This window comes from Bacillus sp. TE8-1 (assembly GCF_008368855.1).
GTDB lineage: Bacteria > Bacillota > Bacilli > Bacillales > Bacillaceae_G > Bacillus_A > Bacillus_A cereus.
This window is the reverse complement of record NZ_QPET01000014.1, coordinates 641250-652248: the sequence shown is the minus strand read 5'-3', so window position 1 is coordinate 652248 and position 10999 is coordinate 641250. Positions and strand designations below refer to the sequence as shown.

Sequence of the window (10999 nt, the reverse complement as noted above, 5' to 3'; positions counted from 1 at the left end):
AATGAATATACCATACAGTGCCAATCTACCATTTGTCAATAATTGTTTAATAAAAACATAAAAATATAAGATTAATTTAAAATCTCTTCCAAGATATCTTCTGCATTTCTTACTAGTTTTGCTCCTTGCTGAATAAGATGATTCGTTCCCGATGCCCCCTCTATAAATATAGGTCCAGGAAGCGCAAACACCTCTCTATTTTGCTCTAACGCAAGGTCTGCAGTAATAAGTGTTCCACTTCTCGATTTCGCTTCTACAACTAAAACACCTTTACTTATACCACTAATAATCCGGTTCCTTTTTGGAAAATACCATTTTTTCGGTGCATAGTGCGGCGGATACTCTGTCAATAACAATATATATTCCTTCCACATTTCATATAAATGTCTATTTTCTTTCGGATACATAAAAGACAATCCATGCCCTAATATCGCAATAGTCGGGCGATGATGCCTTACTGTAATCTCATGAGACATTGTATCTATCCCTTTTGCAAACCCACTGACAATAAGCCACTCTCTTTCTAATAAAGGGTGTAAAATAAACTTCAAACTCTCATGACCATATAATGATGGTTCTCTCGTTCCAACAACTGCTAATTTATTTACTTTATTCAGGAAATCTTTCTCTCCTTTTCCATATAAAACGAAGGGAGGGTCTTGTATTTCACGTAATAATTGCGGATAATCTTCATCCCATATCGTTATATAAAAAATACGATTTCTCTCTAAATAAGATATATATTGCGGAAGATTTGAACTTTGAAGAAATTTTACTAGTTCTGAAGATTTTTTCGAGGATATTCCAGTGTAGTGTTCCATTTGTTTTTCGTTAAATTTATATATGTTCTTTAATTCTGTATCGACATATAGTAGCCTCTCCATCGCTTTCCAATAATCTGCTAGCAAGTAATGAAGATGTAATAATCTCTCTCTTTTCATCTTGATTCTCCTTACCCATAATTTTTATTATGTAAACAGAAAAAAGTGTAAAAAGACACCCTCAAGTAAGAAGGTGTCTTTCAACAGATTAATAGTTTTTACAAGTCTCAAATAAACCTTTTTCTTTTAAAACAGAGATTAGCGTTTCTCCCATAACTGCTGGAGTTTCAGCTACTTTAATGCCACAAGCTTCCATTGTTTTAATCTTTTCAGCAGCAGTTCCTTTACCGCCAGAAATGATTGCACCAGCATGGCCCATACGTTTGCCAGCAGGCGCTGTTTGACCACCAATGAAGCCTACAACAGGTTTTGTCATATTAGCTTTTACCCATTCAGCTGCCTCTTCTTCTGCTGTACCGCCGATTTCACCAATCATAATTACAGCATGTGTTTCTTCATCTTCATTAAATGCTTTTAACGCATCAATAAAGTCTGTACCGTTAACAGGGTCTCCGCCGATACCTACAGCAGTAGATTGGCCAATACCTTCTTGTGTTAACTGATGTACAGCTTCATAAGTTAATGTACCAGAGCGAGATACGATACCAACATGACCTTTTTTATGAATATATCCTGGCATAATACCAATCTTACATTCATCTGGTGTGATTACACCTGGGCAGTTTGGTCCAAGTAAACGTGTATGTTTACCCGCCATATATCTCTTTACGTTTACCATATCTAATACAGGAATCCCTTCAGTAATACATACTACTAAATCAATTTCTGCATCAACAGCTTCCATAATTGCATCTGCCGCAAAAGCGGGTGGAACGTATACAACTGAAGCGTTTGCGCCTGTTGCTTTCACTGCATCTTCTACTGTATCAAATACTGGTACACCTTCAATATCAGTGCCGCCCTTACCTGGTGTTACACCACCGACAATTTTCGTACCGTATTCAATCATTTGTTTTGTATGGAATAAACCTTGAGAACCTGTAATACCTTGAACAATAACTTTTGTATCTTTATTAACTAATACGCTCATTTTTCTCCCCCGCTTTCTATTAGCCCACTAGTGAAACAATTTTTTGTGCACCGTCTGCCATAGATTCTGCTGCAACAATATTTAAGCCAGACTCATTTAAAATTTTCTTACCTAGTTCTACGTTTGTGCCTTCAAGACGTACAACTAAAGGTAACTCAAGACCTACTTGTTTCGTTGCTTCAATAACACCTTCTGCAATAACATCACACTTCATAATGCCACCAAAAATGTTAACGAAGATACCTTTTACATTTTTGTCAGAAAGGATAATTTTGAATGCTTCTGTAACTTTTTCTGCAGTTGCACCGCCACCAACATCTAAGAAGTTAGCTGGGTCACCGTGGTAATGTTTAATGATATCCATTGTAGCCATCGCTAAACCTGCACCATTAACCATACAACCGATATTTCCATCTAAAGGAATGTAGTTTAAGTCGTATTTTGAAGCTTCAATTTCTTTTGAATCCTCTTCATCAAGATCACGAAGCTCTAAAATGTCTTTATGGCGATATAACGCATTAGAATCAAAGTTTAATTTTGCATCTAATGCCATAACTTTACCTTCGCCTGTTGTAACAAGTGGGTTAATCTCAGCGATAGAGCAATCTTTTTCGATAAACGCACGATATAAGCCCATCATAAACTTCACAGCTTGTCCTACAAGCTCTTTTGGAATATTGATGTTAAATGCAATTCGGCGCGCTTGGAAACCTTGCAAGCCTACTGCTGGATCAATATATTCTTTAAAGATTTTTTCAGGTGTTTTTTCTGCTACTTCTTCAATTTCTGTTCCGCCTTCTTCAGACGCCATTAAAACAACTTGAGAAGTTGCACGATCTAAAACTAGACCTACATAATATTCTTTTTTAATATCGCAACCTTCTTCGATAAGTAAGCGTTTTACTTCCTTACCTTCAGGACCTGTTTGATGTGTCACAAGTGTAGTTCCTAAAATGCTTTCTGCATATGTACGAACTTCATCTAAATTTTTTGCAACTTTTACTCCGCCAGCTTTGCCGCGTCCACCAGCGTGAATTTGTGCTTTCACTACACATACATCTGTTCCTAATTCTTTCGCTGCTTCTACAGCTTCTTCTACTGTAAATGCAACCTTCCCGTTCGGAACGCTAACCCCATAGCTTCTAAGGACTGCCTTACCTTGGTACTCATGGATATTCATGGTCCCATCCTCCCCTGTTTTCCTGTTTTACTCGAAAAGTTTTTTAATGTTTAAAAAACATTACATTGCCATTGTATAAGATGATTGGCACGCTGTCTACAATAAAGTGTCAGAAAACTGAAATCGCTTTATTCTTTTTCGAAAATAGTAATGTTTATATGCCAAAATAAAAAAATAAGCTGTATATTTACAGCTTATTTTTGAATCATATCTTTAATTGGTGCGAATGACTTGCGGTGTTCATCTAGTACTCCATGCACTTCAATTGCCTCTAAATGTTGCTTTGTGCCATATCCCATATGTTGCTCAAATCCATATTCAGGATACTTCTCTCCCAGTTCTTTCATCATACGATCTCTCGTTACTTTTGCTATAATGGATGCTGCTGAAATCGAAACACTTTTCGCATCACCTTTAATAATTGATGTTTGCGGAATTGGTGTAGGAAGCTTCATCGCATCAATTAATAAATGTTGAGGTGTACAAGATAAATTTGCAACTGCATCTAACATCGCTTGTTTCGTTGCTTGGTAAATATTAATATCATCAATAACTTGCGGTGATACAATTCCTACTCCAATTGCAATTGCTTGTACTTTTATTTCATCATAAAAACGCTCACGTTTCGCTTCACTCAACTTTTTCGAGTCATTTAACCCTGGAATATAAAAATCCTCAGGAAGAACGACAGCTGCCGTCACAACAGGCCCAGCCAATGGCCCGCGCCCTACTTCATCAATACCCGCGATATATGTGACCCCTTTTTCACGCAAAGCATTTTCATACTTGGACATTTCAAAAAACTTCTCTTTTTCTTTCTGTTCTAACTCTTTTTGTTTATACCACTTCAAAACGAGCTTTTGAACACCTTTTCGATCATCTTTCATTAACAGTTGAAAGCGATCATCTTCTTCATTCATAATTTCTTTCAATACATTTTCCGCTTCTTTTATCGTCATAGTTTGCATTTATACAAGCTCCTTTTTAAACATATCCAAAAAGAAAAGACGCACAAACGCACGTCTTATACTTCTTCTATTTTTTCCACATCTTCCACTTGCTCTCCAAACTCTTCCGGTGTTTCAAACGTCATTTTTCCAAGTTTGCCACCACGAAGCTCACGAAGCACAAGCTCAGATGTCTTATCATAATCAATCATTCCGCCGCCCATTAAGCAGCCTCTATTTTTTCCAATTGCATCGAATAATTCCACAATATCTTCTGGAATCTCATTTAAATTATAGCGTTCTTTCAAGCGTTCTGGATAATGTTTCTCCATAAAACGTAATGCGTAAACAGCTACATCTTGTAAATTTAAAATTGAATCTTTAATTGCACCCGTTGTCGCTAAACGAAGACCCACTAATTGATCTTCAAATTTAGGCCACAGAATACCTGGTGTATCTAACAATTCCATTTCCTTCCCAACTTTAATCCATTGTTGAGCTGTTGTCACACCTGGACGATCTCCTGTTTTAGCAATATTTTTCTTTGCCAATTTATTAATCAATGTAGATTTACCAACATTTGGTATACCTACAATTAATGCACGAATCGCTCTCGGTCTAATACCTTTTGCAACCATTTTATCAAATTTTTCTTTAACAAGCACTTTACAAGCTGCTGCAATTTCCTTCATACCTTGTCCAGCTTGCGCGTTAATCGAAATTGCCATATGGCCTTTTTCTTTAAAATATGCGATCCATTGTTTTGTTAGACGATCATCCGCCATATCCGCTTTATTTAAAACAACAAGCCTTGGCTTATGTGTAATGATTTCATCAATCATTGGGTTTCGAGATGATAATGGTAATCGAGCATCTACAAGTTCAATTACAACATCAATTAATTTTAATTTCTCCGTTACTTGGCGTCTAGCCTTCGCCATATGCCCTGGAAACCATTGAATTACCATGTTGCCACCTTCTTTTTCATTTATTTCACAATACGTGCGTCTTCTAACGGCCAATATAACATATTAGCTTTACCAATTACTTGATCCATTGAAATCGTACCGATTGAACGGCTATCTTTACTAAAACGACGATTATCACCTAAAACAAATAATTGATCTTTTGGAACGGTTTTCTTTCCTGTCATTTCTTCAAGATTAAAATCATATGTAAGCGGTCCGTCAGCAATTTGCTTTTTCTGCTTGTCTAAATACGGCTCCTCATAAGCCTTTCCGTTAACATACAGTTTATCATTACGATACTCTATTTCATCGCCTGGCAGGCCTATAATGCGCTTAATGTAATCTTTATCTTCTGTTGCTCGAAATACGATAATATCAAAGCGTTTTGGATCTCCAATGTGATAACCAATTTTATTCACAATCATTCGATCACGATCATGTAAAGTAGGTGCCATCGATACCCCGTCTACGAGAATTGGCGCAAAGAAAAACTGTCTAATAACACCAGCTAATACAACAGCAATCAAAATTGCTTTAATCCATTCCCAAAGTGAACTCTTCTCTTTTTTCATGCATTTCCCCTCCACGGTTATGTAAACTGCTCGTATTATACCAAAATTTCATATAGATTGGAAAAAGGGAGCTTGTGCATTTACAAGCTCCCATACATGTCTTATCGAATTTCTTTAATACGTGCTTTTTTACCGCGAAGGTTACGTAAGTAGTATAACTTAGCACGACGTACTTTACCACGGCGAAGTACTTCGATTTTCGCGATTCTTGGCGTGTGAACTGGGAATGTACGCTCAACACCTACACCGTAAGAAATCTTACGAACTGTGAATGTTTCACTGATTCCGCCACCACGACGTTTAATTACAACACCTTCGAAAAGCTGAATTCTTTCACGAGTTCCCTCAACAACTTTTACGTGTACACGTAAAGTGTCACCAGGACGGAATGAAGGAAGGTCAGTTTTTAATTGGCCTTTTGTAATTTCTGCGATTAATTGTTGCATATTAAATTCTCTCCTTTAAACAGATGCTCTTATAAAGTCTTAATAAATTACAGCGGAACATCGTTAATACGGCTACTGATTTCAGTAGCACAAATGTTATAATAGCATATTACTAGGCCTGTTGCAATAGCAAATATATGAAGTTATTACTGCTCTCGCTTTATTTCCTCAAGCCATTTTTTCTCTTGTTTAGATAACTCTCTCTCATCTAACAAATCAGGTCTACGCGTATACGTTCGACGCAAAGATTCCTTATGTCGCCATTCATCAATGTTTTTATGATTCCCTGACATTAATACATCCGGTACCTTCATACCACGAAAATCAGCTGGACGTGTATAATGAGGATGCTCTAATAAACCTGTACTAAACGAATCCTCTACTTGTGAAGCATGATTTCCTAGCACACCTGGCAAGAGACGTACAACACTATCAGTAATAACCATAGAGGCTAATTCTCCGCCCGTTAATACATAGTCACCAATAGAAATCTCATCCGTTACGAGATGCTCACGAATTCGTTCGTCATACCCTTCATAATGCCCACATACGAAGATCAAATGTTCTTCCCCTGCAAGCTCTTCCGCTTTCTTCTGCGTAAATCTTTCGCCCTGCGGACACATTAAGACAACTCTAGGCTTACGCTCTGTCTCTTTCGTCAAATCTTCTACAGCATCAAAAATAGGCTGAGGAGTAAGCACCATACCAGCTCCTCCGCCGTAAGGATAATCGTCTACGCTATTATGCTTACTTGTTGTATAATCACGAAAGTTAACAACACGAAGGTTTACCGCTTCTTTTTCTTGCGCCTTCTTTAATATAGAAGATCTAAATACACCGGTAAACATGTCTGGGAACAACGTTAAAATATCAATTTTCATTATAGCAGCCCTTCCATTACATGAATGGTTACTAATTTATTTTCAATATTAACTTGAAGTACAACGTCATCGATATAAGGAATTAAAAGATCTTGACCCTTCGGGCGTTTAATTACCCAAACATCATTTGCACCAGGAGATAGAATCTCTTTGATTGTCCCTAGCGCTTCTCCTTCTTCCGTTACAACACTGCAACCAATAATTTCATGATAGTAGTATTCACCTTCAGCAAGTTCACCTAACTGCTCTTCTGGTACTTTTATTAAAGAACCTTTAAACTTCTCTACTTCATCTACATTGTTATATCCTTCAAATGTTAATAAATCGAATGTCTTATGTTGGCGATGAGAAGTTACCTTCACCGGAAGGTAGTCTGTGCCTTTCTCATTCGATATGTATAACGTGTTTCCTACTTTATATCGCTCTTCTGGAAAATCAGTACGAGAAATAACACGGATTTCCCCTCTTACGCCATGAGTATTTACAATCTTCCCTACGTTAAACCATTTTGTCATAAATAGTATGTCACCCCTGGTTTCTATATAAATTAAGCATCTCCATTTCACAGATGGAACATGCACTCTCTATTTAAATGTTAAAAAAGGGAGAGGAATAACTCCTCGCCCTTTTTTACGTTTATTGAATTTCCAGTGTTACTTTTTCATCATTATGATGTCCCACTGAATACAAGAGCATTCGAATCGCTTTCGCAACTCTCCCTTGCTTTCCAATGACTTTTCCAACATCCTCAGGATGTACAGTTAATCGATACTTTATCTCTCCGTTGCAAAGTTCCTGTGTAACTTTTACATCTTCAGGATAATCGACAAGAGGCTTGACAATCGTCTCGACTAACTTCTTCATAGTCATTGCCTCAATTACTTACCTTGTTTAGATAAGTGGAATTTCTCCATGATACCTTGGTTAGAGAATAAGTTACGAACTGTATCAGATGGTTTAGCACCATTTCCTAACCATTTTAATGCTGCTTCTTCGTTGATCTTAACTTCAGCTGGTTGAGCAACTGGATTGTAAGTTCCGATTTCCTCAATGAAACGTCCGTCACGAGGAGAACGAGAATCTGCAACAACTACACGATAGAAAGGAGTTTTTTTAGCTCCCATACGTTTTAAACGAATTTTAACTGCCATTTATAAAGCACCTCCGAATTTATTTCACACAGATAATTATATTAGCAAAAAGACTATTGCTTTGTAAAGTATTTTTTCTTAACAGAGCCATCTTTTTTTCCTTACATGAATGGAAACTTCAATCCACCTAGTCCTTTTTTCTTACCTTTTTGCATTCCCGTCATCGTCTTCATCATTTTTTTCATGTCATCGAATTGTTTAATTAGACGATTGATTTCTTGTACAGTTGTACCGCTACCTTTGGCAATGCGCTTTTTGCGACTAGCATTGATTATTTCCGGTTGTTCTCGTTCTAATTTAGTCATAGAACGAATAATTGCCTCAATATGCCCAATTTGTTTTTCATCAACTTGTGCATTTTTCAGCCCTTTAATTTTATTTGCACCAGGAAGCATTCCTAACAATTCATCAAGCGGCCCAAGTTGACGCACTTGTCCAAGTTGTTCTAGGAAATCGTCAAGCGTAAACGAAAGCGTACGCATTTTTTGCTCAAGTTCTTTCGCTTTCTCTTCATCAACTGTAGCTTGCGCTTTTTCAATCAATGTTAAGACATCGCCCATCCCTAAAATACGGGATGCCATACGCTCTGGATGGAACGCTTCAATTGCATCTAGTTTTTCACCCATACCAGCAAATTTAATCGGCGTGTTTGTTACAGCCTTAATAGATAATGCAGCACCACCGCGCGTATCACCATCTAATTTCGTTAATACAACACCTGTTAAACCTAACTGTTCATGGAAACTTTGTGCAACATTTACCGCGTCTTGTCCCGTCATCGCATCGACAACAAGGAAAATTTCATCCGGTTTCGCAACTTCTTTAACTTTCGCTAATTCATCCATTAGTTCTTCATCAATATGCAGGCGACCCGCTGTATCGATTAAAACATAATCGTGATGATCTTCTTTTGCTTTTGCAATCGCTTGTTTCGCAATTTCAACAGGACTTACTTGATCTCCTAAAGAGAATACAGGCATGTCCAATTGCTTCCCTAATGTTTCAAGCTGTTTAATCGCTGCTGGACGGTAAATATCCGCTGCAACAAGCATCGGTTTACGGTTATGCTTTTTACGAAGCAAATTCGCAAGCTTACCTGTCGTCGTTGTTTTACCCGCACCTTGCAGACCAACCATCATAATAACAGTCGGTGGCTTATTAGCAACAGCAATTTTGCTTTGCTCTCCGCCCATAAGTTCTGTAAGTTCTTCCTGTACAACTTTAATTACTTGTTGTCCAGGTGTCAAACTTTTCATTACATCTTGTCCGACAGCACGTTCAGACACACGCTTCACAAAATCTTTTACTACTTTAAAGTTAACATCTGCTTCTAAAAGAGCTAGACGAACTTCTCTCATCATTTCTTTCACATCGGCTTCAGAAACTTTTCCTTTGCCGCGGATTTTTTGCATTGTCTGTTGAAGTCGGTCGGCTAATCCTTCAAATGCCATATTGCCGCCCTCCTAATCTAATTTTTCGATAGCTTCAACAACTTGTTTCATTTCTTCATTCACATGCTCTTCTTCGCTGATTAGCTGTTTTAGCTTTGCAACAAGTCGCTGTCGCTCTTGAAACTTTTGAAGTAATACTAATTTTTCTTCATATTCTTCAAGCATCGCTTCAGTCCGTTTAATGTTATCATACACGGCTTGGCGACTTACATCAAATTCTTCCGCAATTTCACCAAGAGATAAATCATCTAGATAATAAAGCGACATATAACTTCTTTGTTTTTGCGTTAACAACGATTGATAAAAATCAAATAAATAGTTCATTCTCGTTGTTTTTTCGAGCATGTTGGATCATCCTTTGTTAAGTGATTTCCCTTTACATGAATTAGTTTACATGTAGTCCAAAAGAGTGTCAAGTTTTTTTCTTAACATCATATATTTTTTATAGAAAAAGAAGCGGAAATACCGCTCCTTTCACTTATACTTCTTCTGTTTCTACTAAGTTCGCAAATAAACCATACACATATTGTTCTGGATCAAACTGTTGCAAGTCATCCATTTGCTCTCCTAATCCAACAAACTTCACTGGTACATCCATTTCGTTACGAATCGCTAATACAATACCACCTTTAGCAGTTCCATCTAACTTCGTTAAAACAATACCAGTTACATTCGTTGCTTCACGGAATGTTTTCGCTTGGCTTAAACCGTTTTGTCCTGTTGTTGCATCAATAACAAGTAATACTTCATGAGGAGCACCTGGTACTTCACGCTCAATTACACGCTTCACCTTCTCTAATTCTTTCATTAAATTTACTTTATTTTGCAAGCGTCCTGCTGTGTCACATAGTAATACATCTACCTTACGTGCTTTCGCAGCTTGTACAGCGTCATACATAACCGCCGCTGGATCAGATCCAGATCCTTGTTTAATCACTTCTACACCAACGCGATCGCCCCATACTTCTAATTGTTCAATCGCTCCAGCACGGAATGTGTCTCCTGCCGCTAATAGGACTGACTTACCTTCTGATTTAAACTTATGCGCCAGTTTACCAATTGTCGTCGTTTTTCCTACACCATTAACACCAACAAATAAAACAACCGTTAATTGGTCCTCTTGCATATTAATTTCGTTACTAAAATCGCTGTCGCCTTTGTAAATTCCTACTAGTTTTTCTGAAATAACAGCTTGTACTTCTTTTGGATCTTGAATGTTACGACGTTGTACTTCTTCTTTCAATTGGTCAATTAATTCCATTACCGTCGCAACGCCAACGTCTGCACCGATTAAGATTTCTTCTAACTCTTCGAAAAAATCTTCGTCCACTTTACGGTAACGATACACTAAATCATTCACTTTATCCGCAAATGAATTTCTCGTTTTTTCTAATCCTTGTTTAAATTTCTCTGTAACTGTATCCGTTTGTTTTGAAATTTTTTCTTTTAGTTTTTTAAAAAAACTCATACT

14 protein-coding genes are annotated in these 10999 nt (G+C 37.3%); all 14 read right to left on the bottom strand.

The window, feature by feature from the left end; genetic code table 11:
- Positions 1-71 precede the first annotated feature (71 nt).
- The 14 genes from dprA to ftsY all read right to left on the bottom strand — a co-directional run bounded on the left by dprA (position 72) and on the right by ftsY (position 10996).
- Complete coding sequence (gene dprA, locus DN404_RS15300; protein WP_149215166.1) at positions 72-941, bottom strand: DNA-processing protein DprA; 870 nt, start codon at positions 939-941, stop codon at positions 72-74.
- 88 nt (positions 942-1029) lie between these two features.
- A complete protein-coding gene (gene sucD / locus DN404_RS15295; protein WP_000115178.1) occupies positions 1030-1932 on the bottom strand; it encodes a succinate--CoA ligase subunit alpha in 903 nt (300 codons plus the stop codon).
- 19 nt (positions 1933-1951) lie between these two features.
- The gene (gene sucC / locus DN404_RS15290) at positions 1952-3112 is read right to left on the bottom strand and encodes an ADP-forming succinate--CoA ligase subunit beta (protein ID WP_001020791.1); all 1161 of its coding nucleotides are present in this window, start codon (positions 3110-3112) and stop codon (positions 1952-1954) included.
- 194 nt (positions 3113-3306) lie between these two features.
- Positions 3307-4080 carry a ribonuclease HII gene (locus DN404_RS15285; protein WP_001194265.1) on the bottom strand — a complete coding sequence of 258 codons (774 nt, stop codon included), beginning with the start codon at positions 4078-4080 and terminating at the stop codon, positions 3307-3309.
- A gap of 56 nt (positions 4081-4136) precedes the next feature.
- Positions 4137-5027 carry a ribosome biogenesis GTPase YlqF gene (gene ylqF, locus DN404_RS15280; RefSeq protein ID WP_000236704.1) on the bottom strand — a complete coding sequence of 297 codons (891 nt, stop codon included), beginning with the start codon at positions 5025-5027 and terminating at the stop codon, positions 4137-4139.
- A 20-nt stretch (positions 5028-5047) separates the two neighbouring features.
- Positions 5048-5599 carry a signal peptidase I gene (lepB, locus tag DN404_RS15275; RefSeq protein WP_000711853.1) on the bottom strand — a complete coding sequence of 184 codons (552 nt, stop codon included), beginning with the start codon at positions 5597-5599 and terminating at the stop codon, positions 5048-5050.
- Between the two features lie 101 nt (positions 5600-5700).
- Entirely contained in the window at positions 5701-6045 is a 345-nt protein-coding gene (gene rplS / locus DN404_RS15270) for a 50S ribosomal protein L19 (protein WP_001186516.1), read from the bottom strand.
- A 146-nt stretch (positions 6046-6191) separates the two neighbouring features.
- Positions 6192-6926: a tRNA (guanosine(37)-N1)-methyltransferase TrmD gene (trmD, locus tag DN404_RS15265; protein WP_149215165.1), complete on the bottom strand. Its 735-nt coding sequence runs from the start codon at positions 6924-6926 to the stop codon at positions 6192-6194.
- Entirely contained in the window at positions 6926-7441 is a 516-nt protein-coding gene (gene rimM, locus DN404_RS15260) for a ribosome maturation factor RimM (protein WP_000170278.1), read from the bottom strand. Before rimM ends, trmD begins: the two co-directional genes overlap by 1 nt.
- Before the next feature lie 121 nt (positions 7442-7562).
- Complete coding sequence (locus DN404_RS15255) at positions 7563-7790, bottom strand: KH domain-containing protein (protein ID WP_000737401.1); 228 nt, start codon at positions 7788-7790, stop codon at positions 7563-7565.
- Between the two features lie 14 nt (positions 7791-7804).
- The gene (gene rpsP / locus DN404_RS15250; protein ID WP_000268750.1) at positions 7805-8077 is read right to left on the bottom strand and encodes a 30S ribosomal protein S16; all 273 of its coding nucleotides are present in this window, start codon (positions 8075-8077) and stop codon (positions 7805-7807) included.
- A gap of 101 nt (positions 8078-8178) precedes the next feature.
- The gene (gene ffh / locus DN404_RS15245; protein ID WP_000863460.1) at positions 8179-9528 is read right to left on the bottom strand and encodes a signal recognition particle protein; all 1350 of its coding nucleotides are present in this window, start codon (positions 9526-9528) and stop codon (positions 8179-8181) included.
- Between the two features lie 12 nt (positions 9529-9540).
- Entirely contained in the window at positions 9541-9873 is a 333-nt protein-coding gene (locus DN404_RS15240; protein ID WP_000891062.1) for a putative DNA-binding protein, read from the bottom strand.
- A 133-nt stretch (positions 9874-10006) separates the two neighbouring features.
- Complete coding sequence (gene ftsY, locus DN404_RS15235; protein WP_000007655.1) at positions 10007-10996, bottom strand: signal recognition particle-docking protein FtsY; 990 nt, start codon at positions 10994-10996, stop codon at positions 10007-10009.
- Positions 10997-10999: the final 3 nt, after the last annotated feature.